The organism is Salinivibrio proteolyticus (assembly GCF_027286365.1).
Classification (GTDB): Bacteria; Pseudomonadota; Gammaproteobacteria; order Enterobacterales; family Vibrionaceae; genus Salinivibrio; species Salinivibrio proteolyticus.
Genome location: NZ_CP114585.1, coordinates 157,208 through 178,592, shown reverse-complemented (window position 1 = coordinate 178,592; position 21,385 = coordinate 157,208). Strand labels below are relative to the sequence as shown.

The 21,385-nt window shown below is 49.4% G+C and carries 18 protein-coding genes; 9 read left to right on the top strand and 9 right to left on the bottom strand.

Features of this window, described 5'->3' with window-relative positions:
- Positions 1 to 90: 90 nt before the first annotated feature.
- Positions 91 to 1,488 (top strand): diguanylate cyclase, encoded by a 1,398-nt coding sequence (locus tag N7E60_RS14810; protein WP_269598910.1) that lies wholly within the window; start codon positions 91 to 93, stop codon positions 1,486 to 1,488.
- Between the two features lie 3 nt (positions 1,489 to 1,491).
- Here N7E60_RS14810 and N7E60_RS14805 read toward each other — a convergent pair whose 3' ends face one another.
- Positions 1,492 to 2,877: a class II fumarate hydratase gene (locus N7E60_RS14805; protein ID WP_208759407.1), complete on the bottom strand. Its 1,386-nt coding sequence runs from the start codon at positions 2,875 to 2,877 to the stop codon at positions 1,492 to 1,494.
- 160 nt (positions 2,878 to 3,037) lie between these two features.
- Here N7E60_RS14805 and N7E60_RS14800 point away from each other — a divergent pair, with 160 nt between their 5' ends.
- Positions 3,038 to 3,322: a hypothetical protein gene (locus N7E60_RS14800; RefSeq protein WP_077641331.1), complete on the top strand. Its 285-nt coding sequence runs from the start codon at positions 3,038 to 3,040 to the stop codon at positions 3,320 to 3,322.
- Positions 3,323 to 3,367: 45 nt separating this feature from the next.
- Here the strand turns inward: N7E60_RS14800 and N7E60_RS14795 are convergent, their stop codons facing one another.
- On the bottom strand, positions 3,368 to 4,501 hold the full coding sequence (locus N7E60_RS14795; protein ID WP_269599018.1) for a Bcr/CflA family efflux MFS transporter: 1,134 nt from the start codon (positions 4,499 to 4,501) through the stop codon (positions 3,368 to 3,370).
- Positions 4,502 to 4,603: 102 nt separating this feature from the next.
- On the opposite strand from N7E60_RS14795, the gene N7E60_RS14790 reads away from it, so the two are divergent.
- Positions 4,604 to 5,374: an AraC family transcriptional regulator gene (locus tag N7E60_RS14790; protein WP_269598909.1), complete on the top strand. Its 771-nt coding sequence runs from the start codon at positions 4,604 to 4,606 to the stop codon at positions 5,372 to 5,374.
- Between the two features lie 27 nt (positions 5,375 to 5,401).
- Here the strand turns inward: N7E60_RS14790 and N7E60_RS14785 are convergent, their stop codons facing one another.
- The 3 genes from N7E60_RS14785 to N7E60_RS14775 form a co-directional block, all read right to left on the bottom strand.
- On the bottom strand, positions 5,402 to 5,869 hold the full coding sequence (locus N7E60_RS14785; protein WP_269598908.1) for an ASCH domain-containing protein: 468 nt from the start codon (positions 5,867 to 5,869) through the stop codon (positions 5,402 to 5,404).
- A gap of 229 nt (positions 5,870 to 6,098) precedes the next feature.
- On the bottom strand, positions 6,099 to 7,346 hold the full coding sequence (locus N7E60_RS14780; RefSeq protein ID WP_269598907.1) for a cysteine desulfurase-like protein: 1,248 nt from the start codon (positions 7,344 to 7,346) through the stop codon (positions 6,099 to 6,101).
- Between the two features lie 2 nt (positions 7,347 to 7,348).
- Positions 7,349 to 7,984 (bottom strand): 2OG-Fe dioxygenase family protein, encoded by a 636-nt coding sequence (locus N7E60_RS14775; RefSeq protein WP_069590414.1) that lies wholly within the window; start codon positions 7,982 to 7,984, stop codon positions 7,349 to 7,351.
- A gap of 424 nt (positions 7,985 to 8,408) precedes the next feature.
- Here N7E60_RS14775 and N7E60_RS14770 point away from each other — a divergent pair, with 424 nt between their 5' ends.
- The 3 genes from N7E60_RS14770 (at position 8,409) to N7E60_RS14760 (ending at position 14,101) form a co-directional block, all read left to right on the top strand.
- Positions 8,409 to 9,014 (top strand): DUF6151 family protein, encoded by a 606-nt coding sequence (locus N7E60_RS14770; protein WP_269598906.1) that lies wholly within the window; start codon positions 8,409 to 8,411, stop codon positions 9,012 to 9,014.
- A gap of 162 nt (positions 9,015 to 9,176) precedes the next feature.
- Complete coding sequence (gene acnA / locus N7E60_RS14765) at positions 9,177 to 11,921, top strand: aconitate hydratase AcnA (RefSeq protein ID WP_269598905.1); 2,745 nt, start codon at positions 9,177 to 9,179, stop codon at positions 11,919 to 11,921.
- A 143-nt stretch (positions 11,922 to 12,064) separates the two neighbouring features.
- Complete coding sequence (locus N7E60_RS14760) at positions 12,065 to 14,101, top strand: LTA synthase family protein (RefSeq protein WP_269598904.1); 2,037 nt, start codon at positions 12,065 to 12,067, stop codon at positions 14,099 to 14,101.
- Between the two features lie 47 nt (positions 14,102 to 14,148).
- On the opposite strand, the gene N7E60_RS14755 is transcribed toward N7E60_RS14760, so the two are convergent.
- The gene (locus N7E60_RS14755) at positions 14,149 to 15,198 is read right to left on the bottom strand and encodes a glycosyltransferase family 9 protein (protein WP_269598903.1); all 1,050 of its coding nucleotides are present in this window, start codon (positions 15,196 to 15,198) and stop codon (positions 14,149 to 14,151) included.
- Positions 15,199 to 15,294: 96 nt separating this feature from the next.
- On the opposite strand from N7E60_RS14755, the gene N7E60_RS14750 reads away from it, so the two are divergent.
- Positions 15,295 to 15,696 carry a diacylglycerol kinase gene (locus N7E60_RS14750; protein ID WP_069590422.1) on the top strand — a complete coding sequence of 134 codons (402 nt, stop codon included), beginning with the start codon at positions 15,295 to 15,297 and terminating at the stop codon, positions 15,694 to 15,696.
- Between the two features lie 73 nt (positions 15,697 to 15,769).
- Complete coding sequence (locus tag N7E60_RS14745; RefSeq protein WP_269598902.1) at positions 15,770 to 17,599, top strand: DUF3413 domain-containing protein; 1,830 nt, start codon at positions 15,770 to 15,772, stop codon at positions 17,597 to 17,599.
- A gap of 78 nt (positions 17,600 to 17,677) precedes the next feature.
- Here the strand turns inward: N7E60_RS14745 and N7E60_RS14740 are convergent, their stop codons facing one another.
- Genes N7E60_RS14740 through N7E60_RS14730 form a run of 3 tightly spaced genes read right to left on the bottom strand, consistent with a single transcriptional unit; the run spans position 17,678 to position 20,036 of the window.
- Complete coding sequence (locus tag N7E60_RS14740) at positions 17,678 to 18,628, bottom strand: 5-oxoprolinase subunit C family protein (RefSeq protein ID WP_269598901.1); 951 nt, start codon at positions 18,626 to 18,628, stop codon at positions 17,678 to 17,680.
- On the bottom strand, positions 18,613 to 19,308 hold the full coding sequence (gene pxpB / locus N7E60_RS14735; protein WP_269598900.1) for a 5-oxoprolinase subunit PxpB: 696 nt from the start codon (positions 19,306 to 19,308) through the stop codon (positions 18,613 to 18,615). Before pxpB ends, N7E60_RS14740 begins: the two co-directional genes overlap by 16 nt.
- On the bottom strand, positions 19,305 to 20,036 hold the full coding sequence (locus tag N7E60_RS14730; protein WP_408642358.1) for a 5-oxoprolinase subunit PxpA: 732 nt from the start codon (positions 20,034 to 20,036) through the stop codon (positions 19,305 to 19,307). Before N7E60_RS14730 ends, pxpB begins: the two co-directional genes overlap by 4 nt.
- A 288-nt stretch (positions 20,037 to 20,324) precedes the next feature.
- Between N7E60_RS14730 and trpS the strand changes: the two genes are divergently transcribed.
- Complete coding sequence (trpS, locus tag N7E60_RS14725) at positions 20,325 to 21,362, top strand: tryptophan--tRNA ligase (protein WP_269598899.1); 1,038 nt, start codon at positions 20,325 to 20,327, stop codon at positions 21,360 to 21,362.
- Positions 21,363 to 21,385 lie beyond the last annotated feature (23 nt).

Genomic DNA, 21,385 nt, shown 5'->3' with positions numbered 1-21,385 from the left:
TGGCTCTGCTATATTTACTCCATCACCATCAAGTGGTTTTATATCAAGCACTGAAAATGCTCATCATCGGCGACACCTTGTAGGAGACATATGGCATCCACTCTTTCATTCTCCTATTTAGCGCTCTGGGTCGCAGTTTACGCCGCCCTTATTTGGGTTGATATGCGATATATTGCTGTATTAGTGGATGTGCATACCTCGACACTGACTAATATTGCGAGTGGTCTCGCGGTCGTTTTGTTTTATCACTACGGTCGACAGCTATTCGTGCCATTTTTAATCACCAGTGCGCTTGGCTACTCTCTCGCCGCCACCGCTCGGATTGATGATTTACACGTCACAGTGTCGCTCTTATTTGGCGCCCTACTTACTGTTATCGCGTTTATCTCCGCAAGGTTATGGGTATCGCGGTGTCAGCAATGCTTAGATAACGTGAGTGTCTTGTTTCGCTTTATTCTTATCGCCTGCTTCATCCCTTCAGCCGCCATGATTTTGCTCGTGTCGGTGCCTCTTTATATAGATAACCAGCTTATCCCGGGAAGATTAAAGTTTCTATATATCGAGTTTTCAATGACCTATACGACATCTCTATTGATCTGGGTGAGTCTTTACATAACTTGGCGACGAGGTGGGTTTCAATTAGATAAGATAAACAAAAAAAATACGGGCATGGCCTTAAGCGCTCTGATGCTCACATTAGCGGGCTTTTCCTATTTCCCCGGTGCTATTTTTATTGTTCTCGCCCTGTTAGTTTATATTGCATCGTCTGGGTATTGGCGAACACTGCTCGTTTCTCTTGTGATCCTGATTGCTTCGATCTTAGTGATGGTGCCGCACAGTCTGGGCGCTTTTGCGATTCCAAATCTTGATGATGGCATTCTGGCTTTATTAATTTACGTATTCACGACAGTGCTCGTTAGTATCAGTATATCTACCCATGCCTCAGAACTAAGAAACGCTGTGGCAGCTCGGGATAGTTGGCAAAGAAAAGCTAGCCTTGATCCATTAACCGGTACCCTGAACCGCTACGGTCTACTGCCCGAATTAGCCATCGAGCACGAATTCGCTAAACGCGCATGTTACTTTTACACAGTGGCCGTTATCGATATTGACCACTTTAAACAGATCAATGACAACTATGGTCACCTTGCTGGCGATCAAGTATTGAAAGATGTCGCTGGCATCATCACAGACACAGTGCGCCAGAACGATTTAGTCGCTCGCTATGGCGGTGAGGAGTTCGTGGTCATCTTTCGCAACACGCGCGCAAGCGATGCCACTCATGTGGCAGAACGGATCCGAGAACGTATCGCCGCTAGTGTTTCTCACATTGATGACCAGTCACTGACCTATACCGTCAGCTGCGGTTTGGCTGAAAACCACACTGACGATGTTCACCCAGAGCGTGTTTTTGACCGAGCCGATGATTGCTTATATCAGGCCAAAAAGACGGGGCGCAACCGTGTTGTTGTGGCGCCCCCACCCTAATATTTATTCAGCGATACCGCCTTCGGTGAGCTTGGCTGGATCAAGCAATTGCGACAAATGCTCGCGGCCGAGATCCGTTTCTTCCTCCGCGACGTCCAAGATAGGCCGACCCTGTTGATACGCCTTCTTCGCAATTTCAGCGGCTTTAAGGTAACCCACAACTGGGTTAAGCGCCGTCACTAAAATAGGGTTACGGGCTAGCGCTGACTGTAAGTTATCTTCTCGCACTTTAAAGGTCGCCACCGCTTTATCTGCTAGCAGATGAGCTGCATTCGCCAATAGACGAATACTTTGCAGTAAGTTAGCAGCAATCACAGGCAACATCACGTTCAGCTCAAAATTCCCCGATTGCCCCGCCACCGTGATGGTAGTGTCGTTGCCCATCACTTGCGCTGCAACCATAGCAGCGGACTCTGGAATAACAGGATTCACTTTCCCCGGCATAATAGACGATCCCGGCTGTAACCCCTCTAGCTCAATTTCTCCGAGCCCGGCGAGTGGGCCCGAGTTCATCCAACGTAAATCGTTACTCAGTTTCATGACCGCAACCGCGGTTGTCTTCAACTGGCCGTGCAATGCCACCAGCGCATCTTGGCTACCAATCGCAAAAAAAGGATTCTCGCTCGCCGTGAATGAGGAGTGACTACACGCACAGACTGCGTTGGCAAAACGCTCGGCAAATAATGGGTGAGCATTGATTCCCGTCCCTACTGCCGTGCCACCCTGAGCCAGTGCGCGCACCGATGATAGACTTTGGGTAATTTGTACCATTGCGTGTTCGACCTGCTGAGTCCAAGCATCTAGCTCTTGACCAAGAGTCACAGGCATCGCATCCATCAAGTGAGTGCGACCCGTTTTCACGATATGACCGACTGTGCGTTTCTTTTCCTGTAACGCGTCACGTAAATGCGCTAACGCGGGAAGTAAGGCTTTTTCACAGCCCAATGTGGCACTGATCTGGATAGCCGTAGGAACAGAATCGTTACTACTTTGACTCATATTGACATGATCGTTGGGACTGACCGTTTCACCACACTTTTCAGAGGCCAACGTTGCCAGCACTTCATTCATATTCATGTTTGAGCTCGTGCCTGAGCCGGTCTGAAACACATCAACGGGAAACTGCGCTAAATGCTCACCATCCATGATGGCTTCGGCACTTTGGCGAATCGCATGTGCGATATTGCCATCCAGTAAGCCCAGCTCTTCGTTAGCCGTTGCCGCTGCATGCTTCACCATGGCTAACGCGCGAATAAAATCCTCAGGCATTGTCTGGTCACTGACCGCAAAGTTATTCACGGCTCGCTGCGTTTGTGCTTGATACAGCGCATCCGCGGGTACTTCAACATTACCCATACTGTCTTTTTCGATACGTGTTTTCGCCATGATTATATCCTTTTCATTCGCCACACCATTTCGATAATGGTTATCATTAACACATTGAGTTAGCTAAATGAAGTTAGTGACGTCATAGGCTGACAAAAAATCCGTGCCTCTCAGGCTTGCATCCCCTAGTATGACGTCACTGTCACCGATAACGAGCAATACCATGCAAGATGAAACCAGTACCAGTATCGCTAACTTGATTGAAGTGGTTGAGAACCAGATCGCCGACCAAGATCCTAAAAAGGTAGCAGAAACCTTGATGCGCCTGCGTATGACCGGCTATTCACGCGACGAAGCTATCGAGTACATTGCCTGTGCGTTAATGGTTGAGATCTATGATGTTAGCAATCACAACGGGCAATTTACCCTGTCCCGCTATGAAGCCAACTTAGACACCCTGCCAGACATGCCATGGGCCGATGAGATTAATTTGGATATCGGTGAGTAAACCTTGATCGGCTTAGTCGCGACAGTGCCCGCCTAAAAACGCAGTTCAGACCGATTTTGTCTGCCACCACCCAATGCACATCGCGACTATACTACTGACAGTCAAGCTTATCCCCAGAGCTTGCTCTGCTCCTACGCTAGCTAATCCAATACCAATTAACCCGTAATAGAGCATACCGAATAGGGCGCCAGCCGTACCGACACAATCAGCGTAGTGGCGAAGCGCATATGCGAGGATGTTAGGGATCGCAATCCCATACGCCATCCCAACGAATATCATAGGCATCACAAACCACGGACTGGTTTCTAGCCTCCAAACCGCAATACTTCCTAGGGTAGAGACGAGGCCAGACAATAAAAGTAACGGCTTATACACCCAGCCTCTTGCTAAAAGCTTCTTATTCATAATGGCTCCCATACCAATCCCTAGTGCTAAGATGCAACCTGAGTAGCCATACCATGAGGGCGGGATACGCAAAGCGCTAAAATAGAAAGGCCCAAGCTGATAGTAAGCAAATAAATTAATGTTAAATGCAGCCACCAAGACAGCACTGAACCAGACATCACTATCCATCATTAATCGTCGTAAAACCGGTACTATCGGAGGAAGAGAGTTATCAGCCCTTCGGGTCTCAGGTAAACACTGGTAGGCGTAGAGGAATAGTCCTACAGACGTAATAGCCAGCCCAATAAATACCCCTTGATAACCAAGAAAACCCACCAATAACGCTCCAGACAACACGCCAATCGCAGGGCTCAGTGCAATGGCAATCCCCATCACTGCGAACATTCGCGCCAATTGGGTACGACTATAGCAATCTCTAATCATCGTTTGCGTACCAACTGACCCAACCGCGGCACCAAAAGCCGCCATGACTCTGGCTATCAAAACAAGGCTAAAATCAGAACTAAACACGGCAAGCAAGCATGCCATCGCATAGACCCCCAAACCAGCGAGCATACTCAGCCGACGACCTATAACATCACAAGCTCTCCCCCAAAAAACAACGCCAAATGCAAAAGCAACAAAGTAGCTAGATAAGGTTTGCGAAGCGATATCGGGAGTAACCGAAAAGTGTAAAGCAAGTTCGGGGAGCGCCGGGCTGTAAATCGTTTCTGCAATTTGCGGAAACATCATTAAAGCCATAGCTAAAGTCAGGCTAAAAGTCCGTGTTTGCATAATGACCTCTGAAGAAAACAATGAGGTCTTAGACTACCAACATCAGCACTTTGTCTATTATAATATAAAAGACAATAAGTTTATAAAATAAGACAATTTGTAATGGCATGGCTCAACAGCGACGATAACTTTGATCCTGATATGCTCGATAATTCGGTGCTGGGGATCGGTGCTGACTTAACCTCGCACGACTCAGGCTTTCACTATCACCAAAAAGGCCAATTACTCTTTAGTCAGCATGGCTGTATGCGGATAACCCTCGCGAACTCAGTCAGTATCTTGCCTCCCACTCGAGTTGCCTGGATTCCGGGCCACTGCAAGCATAGGGTTGAGATGCAACACACGGTAGGCTACCGCTCGATCTATTTTGACCAAAGGGTAATCACCCAATTACCTACTCAGTTAATGATCCTGACGACAACACCATTACTGACAGAAGTTCTGGAGCGTATTGCTCTTTCTCCGTTTACGACGGATTGGCAATGTGGCGCACCAGCCAACCTTCTCGCGGTATGTATCGATGAGCTGGCAAACGCTAAAGAAGAAACAATGACGTTGCCTTTACCGGCGGATTATCGTTTATCACCACTCCTCGAAATGGATGTACTCCCACCGTTAAAAGAAGCAGCAACACAATGCGGCGCCTCTGAAAAAACGATCACGCGCTTGTTTAAGAAAGAAACAGGGATGAGCTATCAGCAATGGCGACAACAATGGCGGATCATTAAAGCGATAGAGCTACTCGCCGCGGGAAAAAAGCAAGGTGATATCGCCCATCGATTACACTTTGCCAGTGACAGTGCGTTTATCACATTTTTCAGAACCATGCTGGGAGAGTCACCTCGGACTTACATGAAGATGAATCACCATTAAAAAAGCCGCTCTACGCGGCTTTGATTTTTAGAGTGGATAGACTTTCTCAAACTCTTCAAGCACCACATCCGAGTGCTCATCAAAATGTAGGCCGTGTGTTTTGGCGTACTGGGAGAAGTACCCCCAATGCGCTTCGTGCCAACACTGGTAGGAGCCATCTCCCTCTCCTTCACGTTCCGCAAATTCCGCACTGACTTGGTTGAACGGGCAATAGCTCACCTGAGTGGTTTTGACGATACACACGGGTCGCTGGTGACCATTAAGAACAATCTTATAATGTCCTTTTTGCGGGATCACCGCACTTTTCTCTTCCAAAGAGCTGCGCAATCGGCAGTGGGCTTTCTTTTTATTCAAACTAACCAATGTCGCAACTTCGTTCGCTCTCACCGTGTGATGACTTAAGGTGTCCACCACCACTTGATCATCAGTTGGCCGTTGGTCCGCGGGAAGAGTCGCTAGATATTGGTGCCAAAAGGCGTTTTGTTCTTCAGTCATGGGTCTCGCCTTGATTATTATTGGTTTCGTTTTTTTAAATGATTTCTTTCTGAACAGGTTCTTGGACAGCAGTAACGATGTTGATCATAACGTGCAGGCGCACATTCGCCTATGCGCTAGCTAACGTTTCTAGATTGCATTGTGAATAAATTCACACTTAAACATCAACTGAAGCCAATTTTGATCAAAAAAAAGCGGCCTTTTTGGCCGCTTGAGAGATTGATTAACCTTAATCGCTAATAAATGGCAATAAGGCTTGGTGTAGTCGGTCAATTTCATCAATGGTGTTGTAATGCATCATACCGATGCGGATCACACCGCCTTTGTCTAAGATATCAAGCTGCTCACACAGGCCTTGCGCATAGAAGTGTCCATTCCAGACACACAAATTTTGCTCGCCAAGTGCTTGAGCAACCTCTGCCGGCTCTGTTCCCTCTATGCGGATCGCAAACGTTGGAGTGCGTTTGTCGAGCTGATTATCATCGGTAATACCATAAATACGTACTTTGGGGTAAGCGCGCATCAACTGGATAAAATGTGCCGACAATGCTTGCTCATGCGCTTGGTACTGCGCATAACTTGCCGCTAGCCTTTCTCGCAGTGAGGACGTCGGATTGCCCCATTGTGCAAGATAGTCGACCGCCGCAATAAAGCCCGCTATCGCCTCAAAGCTTTGGGTGCCCGTTTCAAATCGGCCGGGGCCTTGATTAGCCGCAGGTTCCACTTTGTACGGTTTTAACGTCTGTACCCACTCAGGCGCGACATAGGCAAAACCAACATGAGGCCCAAAAAACTTATACGCTGAGCAGGCAAGGAAGTCGCATCCGAGTGCTTGCACATCCACCAAGTGATGGGGCGCGTAATGCACCGCATCCACATACACTTTGGCGCCCACTTGTTTTGCCATCTCCACCACTTTTGCCACATCGACCAGACTGCCTGTGGTATTTGAGGCTAATGTCACCGCAACCAATTTGGTTTTATTGGTCATTAGGGTGGCAAGATGTGCCATATCGATAGAGTACGTCGATTCATCAACACGTACCTGTTTCACAACCGCACCCTTGTCGTGGGCCGCTTGCTGCCAGCTGGACACGTTTGAATAGTGGTCTAGCGCGGAGACAATCACCTCATCTCCCGCCTGCCAGTCTCGACTGATGGCGCGGCTCAACGAGAAGGTCAAGGTGGTCATATTAGGGCCAAATACCATGCCTCCTGACGATGAGGCATTCACAAAGGTGGCCGCCACATCCCGCGCGCGCTGCATAAGCTCGGTCGTGTAACGACCAGAAAAGAACTGGCCGCCCAGATTGGCGTTGTAGTGCCCTAAATAATCCACCATAGCGTCAAGCACTGCGCGGGGCACTTGCGCGCCCCCTGGGCCATCAAAAAATGCGACGGGTTCGCCTTCAATAATTTGGGAGAGCGCGGGAAAGTGGCCCCGAACAGCATGGGGTGAAAAACCTGCCGGTGTCATCGTTACTTCCTTGTTGCTGTGAGTACAAATACATCCATTGTGCCCGGCTTCTGATTATCAACGGGCGTAATCGGCTCAGCGTAATGCCACAACGTACGATCATCAAGTGCCGCCATTTGCCCCGGTTCCAGCGGTAAGCTAAACAATGGTGCACTCGTTTTGTGACGGAACACTTGAAAATCTCCGCCCTCAATATTATCGCGGCCAATGCTCACAATAGCGATATGATCAAAGCCATCTTGATGAACCCCTTCTGGGGCAACCTGCACGGATTGATTATCCGCCTGAATACGAATTTGGTGGATTTCGATGTCGTTGTCATCGCTAAGCTGGTAAAGGTCGCGGAATGTCCGACACATGGCATGGAAGCCCGGTGCCTGAATGGTCTGGGGCTCGATATCCTCAAAGGTTCTAGCCACATCCCCTTGGAATTCATTGATGTCAGATGTTTGCATAAATGGGCGAGTCGGTAACTTCTCGATGCCCCCATCGAAAGCATGCACGATTGAATAGCGACGCAAGCGATAACCGCCGTCTGCGTGAGATGTACCCGGAAGGTTATCAAACGAAGGCTGTAATTGTTTGATATGATTATCGTCCAGTTGATTAAGCTGCATGAGTAATGTTGACGTATTCATGGCTTCCTCCTGTTTCGCGACTGTGCCGCGCATTCAAACCAATACGTTTGAAATACATTTATTTAACAAACGTGATACATCCAATCATCAACCATATACACTGTTATTTCCAGATCGAGCACTATATTTATCGATCATAAACCACTCGTTTAGTTTTTTTGTCTAAAAAATTTCGCTAAGCCGTTGAAAGGCTCCACTACAAAGATTAACAATTATTAAACAAAAGAATTAATCACTGCATAGTTGGTCTATTGCCCTATTTTAGAAGGTGGAAATGGGACAAAAATGTCACGAAAAGTTGCCATTCTGCGTAATTCAGAGGAATTTCATGTTCAGATAGCGTTATAAATCAAACACTCTGCATCGGTTTTTTGCTCATCCTCTACACTATTAAGACACGCTTTGATGCGCGGGAGAGGATAGAATGACAAGGTTGAATATCCAGTGTGCTTGTGGCCAAGTGACGGGAGAAATTATCGATGCGCAACGCAGTCAGCGTTGCGTTTGTTACTGCAAAGACTGCCAAGCATTCGCTGAAAAACTGGGTTACCATACCGAGCTAAGGCCCGGTGGCGGCACAGAAATCCTACAAATCACGCCAGCGCAGTTACGCGTTTACCGAGGGCGAGATAAGCTTTCCTGCGCGAGATTATCCGAAAAAGGGCTTTATCGCTGGTACACGAGCTGTTGCCATACACCGATAGCAAATACAATTAGTGCAGCTATCCCTTTTATCGGCATTATTAGCAGTTGTTATCACATCGAAGGCGATAACGAAGAAGAAATTAGCCCTGTCCGTTGGTATGTACAAGGACAAGACGCACGTTCATCCATCCCAGAAAAAAATGTCCACCCTCGCTTTCCGCTTAGCTTAGTGATCAGAACCGCCCTCCGCATTGGCTGGGCACGTTTACTCGGTCACCATCGTCCCAACGCTTTCTTCGATCGCCAAGGTCAGCCACGTGGCGTTGTTTACTACCCACAAGACGCGATGATCGCCAAACCCGACAAACAGCCTCACCCTGAATAAAAAGGTTTCAGCGATGGCAGTTATCGGCCACACGATAGTAACTAAGCTTTAACTAAATCAATCTCGCATTTACAATAGTGCTGTAAAAACAAGCAATCCCCCGAGCGAGGTGTCCTTATCTACCTCGCTTCTACTCACAATAACGGACTTGGGGAGGCACCCGTGAGCAACACATCTCATTCCAATAGCCAAGACAGTTTCAACACGCGACGTACCCTACACGTCAATGGTGAAACCTACGATTACTTCCGTCTCGATGCATTGTCTGATCAATTTAATATCAGCCGCTTGCCCTACTGCCTAAAAGTGCTGCTTGAAAACTTGCTGCGCAAAGAAGACGGTAAGAATGTATCAGCAGAGGACATCAAAACCCTTTGCCAGTGGCAAGCTGATGCTGCCGGTAAAGATCAAGTAAACTTCACCCCTGCACGTGTCGTGCTTCAAGATTTCACTGGCGTACCTGCCGTGGTGGATCTCGCAGCCATGCGTGCCGCGATGCGCGATTTAAAAGGCGATCCAGCCAAAATTAACCCGCTTGGTGCGGTTGATCTTGTTATCGACCACTCGGTCATGGTGGATGACTACGGCAATCCTGACTCCCTGCAAAAAAATACCGAGATTGAGTTCGAGCGCAACAGCGAACGCTACCAATTTTTACGTTGGGGTCAGCAAGCCTTTTCGAATTTCCGCGTCGTCCCCCCCGGCACGGGGATCGTACACCAAGTGAACCTCGAGTATTTAGCCCCGGGAGTATTAGTGGAAGCGCAAGGTGGCAATAAGCTAGCCATGCCAGACACGCTAGTGGGCACTGACTCACATACCACTATGATCAACGGCTTAGGTGTGCTTGGCTGGGGCGTGGGTGGTATCGAAGCGGAAGCGGCGATGCTCGGCCAGCCTATCACCATGCTCATTCCTGAAGTGGTCGGCTTTGAGCTTAAAGGCGAGCTACCTGCGTCTGCCACTGCAACTGACTTGGTACTCACCGTCACTCAAATGCTACGCGTGCGCGGCGTGGTGGGTAAGTTTGTTGAATTTTATGGCCCGGGCCTCGCTAAACTCCCGTTGGCTGATCGCGCAACCATTGCCAATATGGCGCCCGAATACGGTGCAACCTGTGGCATCTTCCCGATTGATGAAGAAACGCTAAGCTACATGCGCCTAACAGGACGCACCGACGATCAAATCACGCTGGTCGAAACCTATGCCAAAGCACAAGGCTTGTGGCGAGATGACGATGCACCGGTGGCTGATTATAGTGACACACTCCATCTCGACCTCGGCGATGTGGTTCCAAGCCTTGCCGGCCCCAAACGCCCGCAGGATAGAATTGCATTAACCGATGCCAAAACCCAATTCGATCAGCTGTTGGAAAAAGAGCAAGCGGCAGCAAATAACCTGATCGCCAGTTTTGCCAGTGAAGGCGGGCAAACTGCGGTCGATAACCCCAGTGTACGCGAACAAGGTGATACTCAAGTCAAGTATAAGGGAGAAACATTTACGCTTGAGAACGGGGCCGTCGTCATCGCAGCAATCACGTCCTGCACCAACACCTCGAACCCTGCCGTGCTTGTCGCTGCTGGGCTGGTCGCTAAGAAAGCACGCGAGCTTGGCTTAAAAACAAAACCGTGGGTGAAAACCTCGCTTGCTCCCGGATCACAGGTTGTCCCTGCCTATTTAGAGAATGTGGGTTTACTCGAACCTCTGGCTGAGCTTGGCTTTAACATCGTCGGCTTTGGCTGTACTACCTGTATTGGTAACTCAGGGCCTCTACCAGAGCCTATCACTGAAGCCATTCGCGCTGGCGACTTATTGGTGACTAGCGTGCTGTCCGGTAACCGTAATTTTGAAGGCCGTATTCACCAAGATGTAAAAGCCAACTATTTAGCCTCGCCACCGCTTGTCGTGGCCTACGCACTGGCGGGTAATATGAACGTGGATGTTCTGAATGAGTCACTCGGACAGGATAAAAACGGTAAGCCAGTCTACCTCAACGACATTTGGCCAACGCCACAGGAAGTCGCGCAAACCATTCAGACAGCAATGACCGACGGGCTGTACCAAGACAAATACGCGGACGTGTTTGCCGGTACAGACGCTTGGCGTCAGCTGCCCGTGCCTGAAGATGAGATTTACTCATGGCCTGACTCTACCTACGTTAAGAAGCCAACGTACTTTGACGGCATGACCATGGCACTGCCTGAGATCAAACCAATCAAAGGCGCGCGCTGTGTGGTGAAAGTCGGTGATTCGATCACGACCGACCATATTTCACCTGCAGGGGCGATAAAACCAGATAGCCCTGCGGGCGAGTATTTGAAATCTAAAGGCGTTGAGCCAAAAGATTTCAACAGCTACGGCTCACGCCGAGGCAACCACGAGGTGATGGTACGTGGCACCTTTGCCAACGTGCGCTTGAAAAACCAAATGGCGCCGGGCACCGAGGGCGGTATGACTACCTACCTGCCCACCAATGAACAAATGAGTATTTACGATGCTGCGCAACGGTACCAAGCGGACGGCACGCCATTAGTTGTGCTTGCGGGTAAAGAGTATGGGACAGGGTCAAGCCGTGACTGGGCCGCCAAGGGCACCAACTTGCTGGGTATCAAAGCCGTCATTGCTGAAAGCTTCGAGCGTATTCACCGCTCTAACTTAGTGGGCTTTGGCGTGTTGCCACTGCAATTTAAAGAGGGTGATTCCGTTGAATCACTTGGATTGGATGGCACAGAAGTGTTCGACTTTGAGGAGATCAACGGCGAACCCTCTACCCTCAAGGTGCGTGCAGTTCGGGATGATAAAACCATCGAGTTTGACGTCAACGTCCGCATCGACACTGCAGTTGAATGGGATTACTACCGCCATGGCGGTATTCTCCACTACGTGCTGCGCCAACTCGCCAGCTAGTACTAGCATCGCCACCACAAAGGCCCCGCGGGGCCTTTTTTGTTATCTACCCCACAGCTTAAAGGCGTCTCAGGCAACCCAATCATGACAGCGGGCTAAACAGTGTTATAGTGCGCAAAAATCATAAATTATAAGTACAAGGTATGTATCAATATCGCTTTCGTTTTTTATTTATAATGAGTCTTCGCTATATATTGCCAGGGCTTGCCATTCTGACTCTTGGGCGGCTGGCATTATTGTGGTTTGTGAATACTGACATCGAACTGGACACACGCGTTCAAGATTTACTTAGGGCACTATGGGTTGGTTTCAGGTTTGATGCAAAAGTAGTGGCTATAGGCTTTTCTCCATTGATACTCGCTGGCTTATTAAGCCTCACCTCAGCACGTCTTTTCCAAAAAATAACAAATATCTCGAGCTGGTATGCCACTGTCATCTATGCCTTAATGATTTTAGCCTCTGCGATAAATGTTTACTACTTTTTAGCATATGGTAACCATCTTGATGTATTCCTATTTGGTTTGTTTGACGATGATAGTCAAGCAATCATGGATACGCTTTGGCAAAGCTACCCATTATTTTCAGGCGTTATGGCCACAATTATTATCGCATTTTTTCTCGGGCATACTTTTTGTGTAAAATACAACTCATACAACTCATACAACTCAAATGAACGTTACCAATCCCTGTCAATAAGATCACATATCATGTATTGCATGGCGATAGCAGCGTTTGTTGTTGCTTATTTTATCGTCGCTCGCGGTTCGATAGGATCACTACCACTTAAGCGCTATCATGCTAGTGTATCCGAGCTGCCATTACTAAATGCAGCAGTTCCCAATGCTTTTATGGCTCTTGATTGGGCACGGAGTGATTATCAAAAACAAGAGATCCTCTCCTCGATAGAAGAAAAAGAATTAAGAGAACAAATGCTTGCTGTACTTGGCAAATCCACTCCCTTTGAAAGAACATTAAATAACGACTATTTAAAAAATAACCCGCCTCATGTCGTTATAACTTTGATGGAGGGAATGGGGATGAATATGTTGGTTGAGGATGATAAAGAGACTAATGACTTGTTGGGAAGACTACGCCCTTACTTCCAAAAAGAGTTCGTTTTTACGCGTTTCTTGGCTGGTACTTCTGCCACCATTGATAGCATAGTCATGATGCTCTTTCACAGTGATGTCCCCACAATTAGCCATTCAACTTATAGTGCTAAGTCTCTGTCAGATAGTGCCGTAGAACCTTATGAGCGTGCAGGATACCAAACCATTTTTGTCTATGGTGGCAATGCAATGTGGAGAAATCTATCACGTTACCTTCCGTTGCAAGGCTTTGACCACGTTTATGACGAAAATACAATCATCGACACATTCCCCGAAGCGAAAAAAAGTGCCGGAACATGGGGGGTCGCAGATGAATATACTTTCAAGTTAGCACAAAAAATTCTTGAAGAAGCATCCAAACCAACCTTTATCTATATAATGACGGTGACTAACCACTCTCCTTTTTATGTACCAGATAACTATCAAGCGAAACCAGTCGCTGCAAGCCCACGATTAAAAAGTCGAGTCCATGGTGAAACAGTTGAAGTAAGTACTATGTTAAAAGCCTACCAATATGCTAGCGATGCTTTAGGCGGTTTCATAGAGGCCATTGATGACTCAGCACTTTCTGAGCGCACTATTATTGCTGCAACAGGGGATCATCATTTACGGTTTTTATCAAAAGGTGCGCAGAATGAAATCGCACTCAATCATGCTGTCCCATTTTTTCTTAAAGTACCAAAACTAATTCTAACTCAAACACCTTATTATTACGATCCAACGCGTATCGGCTCACACCGCGATATTTTCCCTACGCTCTATCACTTTAGCTTATCAAACTCGCCGTACTCGAGTTTAGGCGGAGAAAACTTGCTGCAAAAACAGCCTATCTCTAATTATGGCTACAATAACTCTGTAGTTATCAACTCGCAGGGGGTATATCGTCTCTCGTCCCCTAAAAAACTCTACCCTTGGCGTTCATTACTAACCAACGAACGCGAGGCGATCACAAATTCAGAGCCAAACTGGGGTAGAAACTATCAAAAGCTTCAACATAGCTTTCTAAGGTTTAGGGTTAACGGCAACAGTGAAAAACATGCGCTGATACGTCCCACTACGACAAATAGGTAAAACAGAAGCGCGTAGGTGGCGCCTTGTCATCGACCTACGCGCTAACCTCAGTGATATTGCTTCGCCATCATGGTTTCAAACGCGTCGATCACCTGCTGTGTATCAATGGCAGCCATCACATGATCGCCTTTCACCCTAGTGCTCCATGCCAATTGATTAACGGGCTTGCCATGTTGCTGTTCAGCAAAGGTTTCATAGACACTAACTACATCCGCGAGGTTGTTATAAGGGCCGGTCCGCTTCGGATTGCTATGCCCGTAAAGACCTAAGACGGGCGTGCCTTGCGTGGTTGCCATGTGCGCAGGGCCGGAATCGGGGGCTAGCACCGCATCGGCACGTGCGAGCACCGCGGCTAATTGCTTAAGGCTGGTTTGTCCCACTAAATTAACCAGTGGCGCGTTAGCAGCGGCAATAATGCGGGCGGCCAGCGTTTTTTCACGCGCGGCCGGTGAACCACAGAGTACCACCTGATACCCTTTACCGACCGCGTAGTCGGCAAATTGGGCGTAGCGCTCTGGCAGCCAGTTACGCTCATCTTTACTCGCGGCAGGACTGATCACGACAGTGGGCTTGTCACCCAGTTGCGCTTTGGCAAAGGCATGATCGTCTTCAGAAAGTGGTAGTTGCCACTGCGGTGGCGTAACCGGCACGCCCAAATATTGAGTGAAGGCGAAAAAGCTATCTAACACATGGCAAGATTGGGTGTCGGGGATCCGTTTATTGGTAAACAGCCACTGTCCCTCTTTCGCTCGGTGGCGGTGAAATCCCACGCGATGGCGCGCACCGATCCCCACAGTCAATAAGCTCGCGCGCAAAGCAAGCTGCATATGCACTAACGCATCAAACCGGCGCCCTTTCAGCTGCCGCCAAACGTGACGCATGCCTGCTAAGCCCGCTTTTTTATCAAACACCACCAGCTCCACCCCATCAAGCCCAGCTAAAAGCTGTGCTTCAACTTTACCAACCACCCAAGTGATCTGCGTCTGCGGCCAATGGCGCTGCACGGCTTGAATCGCCGCGACCGCATGACAAACATCGCCAATCGCAGATAGGCGCAAAATACACAGGGAGCGTGGGGCGTGAGTAAACAGAGGCATAACAAATTCCAATTAAGTTATCGCGCCGATTATGCAGTTGGCTCGGTTAAATGTAAAATGCCAGCCTATCGATCAAATTGTTACGAGAATGTATTTATGGGCGCTAATACATCCCCCTCAGAAAAGCCGCGAGGGCTGATACGGATCATTAAAGCCACTGGCTATTCTTGGGCAGGATTAAAAGCGGCATATCACCATGAAGCCGCGATCCGTCAAGAAGTCGTATTATTGGCAACGGCGTTAGCCGTATTACTCTGGCTACAATTGCCGGTGATGGAATCTTTGATGATGTTCGGCGTCATTGTGTTAGTGATTATTGTCGAACTGCTTAACTCCGCCATTGAAGCCGTGGTAGACAGAGTGGGTGAAGAGCGTCATGAGCTCAGTGGCAGAGCAAAGGACATCGGCTCTGCGGCGGTGTTTGTCAGTTTGCTTTTAGCAGGTGTGGTCTGGCTTACCATTCTATGGCATCACTTTGGTGTCCCACTTATTCAATAACACACGTCGTCATACAACCCGGCAACGCGCCCGTTACGTTGCCAATTGATTAACTCAACTGTGATGAGAAACCATGTCTTTTAAATCGCGACTTCAAACCCATAGCTGGTTCATCGCTATTAACGCCCTTGTGTTGATGGCAATAGCCAGCCGCTACTTTGCGTTTCTACCTAGCTTTCCCACTGAGCCACTTGGCATCACCTTTATCGTGGTCAGTACCTTTAGCCAGATGGCCTTACTTGCCGCCATTGTTGGCTTAGTAACACTCCCGCTGTTACTGCTGCCAACCAAGGTGCGCCAACCATTGCTCGCCTTGATAGCGTCGGTGGGTGTGATCACCCTTTTCATCGATACCATCGTGTTTGCCCAGTACCGATTCCATATCAATGCCATGGTGCTGGATTTGATCCTCGCCGGGCAGATTGTTAGCTTCCCGCTGATCACTTGGCTGATGGTGACAGGTGGCGTGGTTGCCTGCCTCGCGGCACAATGGGCACTTCTGGCTGCGTTGTCACGGACACGGTTTTCTTCCCAGCACAAAGTCGGCAAAAAATTTGCGCTGCTCACGTTTCTGGCCTTGCTCGCCACCCACGGGATTCATATTTGGGCCGCGGCCTACGCGTACCAACCCGTGACAACGGTGAAACGTTATTTGCCACTTTTCTATCCAGCCACCGCCAACAGCATGATGCGCAAAAACGGCTGGATTGATGAACAAGCTCTAGCGCGCCAAAAAGCCATGGATGTAGATCGCGAAGCCGACCTGAACTATCCCCTTTCGCCGCTGAGCACGACCGAGGTTGAGCAGCCGGTGAACATCATGTTTTTGGTGGTTGACTCATGGCGCGCGGATACCTTCAATGCCGACAACACCCCTAACCTTTGGGCGTTGGCGCAAGGTGGCCGTACCTATTCACATCATCTTGCGACGGGGAACGCGACCCGCACCGGCATTTTTGGCCTGTTTTATGGCATGCCCGGCACCTATTGGCATAGCTTTCTTGCCAATCAGCAATCTCCGGTATTGATGGATCGTCTGCAGGCACTCGATTATCAACTGGGTATTTTTACCGCCGCGCAATTGGAAAAGCCGGAATTTAACCAAACCGTGTTTGCCAAGGTGTCCGATTTACGTAACGGTTCTGAGGGCGACTCTCCCGCCGAGCTAGACGCAGATCTGACCCAAGATTGGATCCGTTGGCACCAAAAGCGTGAGTCCAATCGTCCCACCTTCTCGTTTTTGTTTTACGATGCGCCACATGGCTATGATTTTCCTGCGGACTTTACCCCCAAGTATCAACCGATGTTGGACGAAATTAACTATCTCAAGCTAAATAACGAGACCGATCCGACACCGTTTTTCAATCGCTATAAGACCAGCGTACGCTACGTTGATAGCTTGGTGGCCAAGGTCATTGAGGAGCTAAAACAAAGCGGAGAGTTCGATAATACCTTGATTGTCGTTACCGGCGATCACGGCCAAGAAATGAATGACAACCAGCTAAATTTTTGGGGACACAACAGTAACTTTACTGACCCACAAATTCACGTGCCTTTCGCGATGATAGGCCCCGGCATCGATGTAAAACAGGTGGATACCGGCAAGCAGCTAACCAGCCACCAAGATGTTGCGCCCACCCTGATGAAGCATTATTTGGGCGTAACGTCCGATCCGGCCAGCTACGCGATTGGTCATGACTTGCTTGCACCCAAGCCCGGGCAAGATTGGGTGTTATCGTCAAACTACAGCGGCTATGCGTTGGTCACCGACGACACCATTTTAGAAGTGGGTGCGGGGGGGCAATATCAATACATGGATAACACTAACCGACCGATAGAAAACGCGTCACCTGACTTTGCGCAAATGGAAAAAGCCCTCGAGCAAATTAGCCGTTTCCGCTAGTCCGTCGCTTGCACGTTAAAGCCTATCCATTTATGAGCCTCTGTCTTCCAGAGGCTCATCTATCCATTTTTCTGCAAGTTAGATCCAGTCAAAAAACTGCACAAACGCCTGCCATTGCACTGATGCATCCGCCAGCCGCGCTGGATAAAAATGCACGGTCTGACCGGGTCGCGTTTGCGCCAACATGCTTAAGCTGGCACGGGTTAAGCAGCCAAGCTTAGGATAGCCACCGAGTGTTTGCCGATCGTTAAGTAGTACAATCGGCTGACCGTCAGGGGGCACTTGCACGGCCCCGAGCGCAATGCCTTCGGAAACAATACCCGGTTGCTTGCTCACGACGCTTGGTCCATTGAGCCGCACGCCCATACGATCACTGTGCTGATCGATCGTGTATTCGCCATCAAAAAATGCCGTTAGCGCCTCGGCGCTGAAGCTATCAAACTGATACCCCGGCACAAGCGCCAGTGGAGTCAGGGCATTGTAGTCAGGAATAAAACGTGTCGGCACACCGCGCACCTTTGGCAACAGCGCATGCGGTCGACAAGGCAACACATCTCCTTTCGCGAGCGCCATGCCTCCCGCCTGTTCACCTAATCCGGAATGCAGGCCGCCGAGTTGATTGCGCATTACCGTCGCGGCACTGCCAAATGCGCCATCTACTACCCACCCACCACGCACCGCGAGATAGGCGCGCAAGCCATGGCGTGCGTAGCGTAAACGCAATTCATCACCCGCATTTAGCGTCAAGGTCTGCCACATACCCACGCGCTGACCATTAATACAAGGTTGCATGTCTGCGCCGGTGATGGCAATCGACATCGCATGGTCAGCACGAAAACGTGCTTGGCCCATGGTTATCTCGACAAGCGGCGTCTTTGCGGGGTTATCGAGTAAATAATTCGCCCAAGCAAATGCGTGGCAATCGACCGGCCCGCCTTGGCTTAAACCAAGCTGGCCCACCCCATAACGCCCTGTGTCTTGCACCAAGCTCAATACGCCGGGGGCGAGCACCGTTAATCCTGCCACCATTGACCTCCTGCCGCACGGTAATCAGACTCTGACATCGGCTCAAAACGGACGGTATCACCTACATCAAACGGCATCATGGGCGATTGACGGGGATTAAATAGCACTTTGGGGCAGTTGCCAATAATTTGCCAGCCTGCGGGCGAAGCCGCCGGATACACCGCGGTTTGCTGTTGTGCAATGCCCACACTGCCGGCGGGGATCTGATGACGAGGCGTGGTATGACGTGGCATGGCTATTGTCTCATCCACCGACGCAAGAAAGGCAAAGCCGGGCGCGAAACCAATCGCACAGACGGTGTAAGTTCGTTGGCTGTGTCGCGCAATCACCTCTTGCTCACTTACGCCGGCAAACTCGGCGACCGCAGCTAAATCGGGCCCAACCGAGGGGTGATAATACACCGGCAACGTCACCTGTTTTCCGCTCCCAGCGTCACGGGTGACTCGCAATGAGTCGCCTTGATTCATCACCCACGTTTTCAACGTTTCTGGCGAGAGTAAGCGAACATTCACTTCCACCAGAACGCTGGTGTAGGCAGGAATTAACTCAACCACACCACGGCCAAAGTGTTGCTGGATTCGCTCACACAGCGCAGATAACTGTGGGACTAAGGCAAGATCGATCTTATTGCCCAACCGGATCATTACCGTGGTTTCACTGACCTGCTCAACCTTGAGTGTCATGGTGTTAAGGCCTTTCTGAGTTGTTTTATCGCCTCGACCGATTGTGGGTTATCTCCATGCACACACACCGTATCCGGCGATAGGGTGAGCGTTTGCCCCTCTAGGGTTGTCACCGCGCCATGTTGAGATAACTGCAACACCTGCGCAATCATCGCGTTGGCGTCATCTAACACGGCGCCCGGTTGACTGCGCGGCGCCAATTGCCCTGACGCCAGATAGGCTCTATCAGCAAAGGCCTCAAAAATCAGCGGCACACCGGCTTGTTGGGCAAGCTGGCGATGCCGACGGTTATCTGGCAGTGCCAGCACCATTAAAGGTGTATTAGGCAGCGTATCAGCCACCGCAGCCAATACCGCTTCAAAGCAATCATTGTCCACCATCATGGTGTTATACAGCGCACCATGGGGCTTCACATAATCAAGGCTCGCATTAAAGCGTGCACAGATCCCTTGTAATGCGCCGATTTGATAGCGAACGAGGTGACTAATTTGTGCCGGGGTATGATCAATATGACGACGGCCAAAGCCCTGCTTATCGGCGTAGCCGGGATGAGCACCAATACTCACATTGTGCTTTACTGCGAGTGCTACCGTGGCCGCCATTACATCAGGATCAGAGGCATGAAAGCCACACGCAATATTGGCCATATCAATCCACGGCATCAGCGCGCTATCCATTCCCATCGTCCACGCACCAAAGCTCTCACCCATGTCTGCGTTTAGTTTCATCATTCCCTCGATTTCACTGACTTTGCTCTACCTTACGGCTTTTTAAGCCGCGGATAAACCAACAAAATAGTCAGTATGTGAGTCTTGTGTCGTACTCATAAGACTGATAGTTTAAACCACTATGAAAACGGTATTTGATACACACACTCTATTGATTTTTCGCACCCAGTGGTGGCGCGCGCTTTAGCGTGCCATTGAGTCTGGGTATTCATTGGCCGCCGGTAGGCAGTCAATGAATCGTTTTCAACTTCCCTGTCTCCGTCGGCCTTTACCCTCAAGGAGACACCAATGCATACCCCCTACGCTATCGATAAAAACGCTATCGACAAAAACGACGTTATTCTGACCGGCGATCGCGCCACTGGCCGCTTACATCTTGGTCATTACAGTGGCTCACTTAGCCAACGACTTGCCTTACAAGGACAATGTGCTCAAACCATTCTGGTCGCAGATATGCAGGGATTAACCGACAATGGCCATCAACCGGATCACGTCGCCACGCATATTTTAGGCTTGGTCGCGGACTATCTCGCGGTTGGGCTTGACCCTGATAAGGTCACAATTTGTCAGCAATCTCAACTTCCTGCGCTCGCAGAACTCACCATGTTTTATAGTAATTTAGTGAGTTACGCACGACTGATCCGCAACCCCACGGTAAAACAAGAAATCAACGACAAACAGTTTGGACAGCAAGTTCCCGTCGGTTTTTTAACCTACCCAATCAGTCAAGCTGCCGACATCACCGCATTTGGCGCTAACCTCGTGCCAGTAGGCGATGATCAACTTCCTATGATCGAGCAAACCAACGACATTGTGCGCAAATTTAATCACGTTGTCGGCGAGCCTGTATTACGCGAATGTCGTGCACTCACCAGCAAAGCATCGCGCTTGCCGGGTGTTGATGGTAAAAGCAAAATGTCAAAATCTTTGGGTAATGCCATCTATCTTAGCGATGACAATGACACCATACGTGACGCGGTACGATCCATGTACACAGACCCTCAACACTTGCGCGTCTCAGATCCCGGCCGAGTCGAAGGCAATGTCGTTTTTACCTATTTGGACGCTTTCCATCCTGACGCTCAACACGTCGCCGAACTCAAAGCCCATTATCAGCGCGGCGGTCTAGGGGATATGACAGTGAAAAACGTGCTAACCGATAGCTTAACCTCCCTGATATCGCCCATTCGAGAACGGCGAAAAGCACTCATGAACGCCCCTGATTACTTGTCTGACGTCCTAAAAGATGGGCAAAAAAAGGCGCGTATACAGACAGACCAAACATGCCAGAATGTTAAGCGTGCGTTGGGCTTGCTTGTGGGATAAAGAGGTAAGAGGAGTGAGTGAAA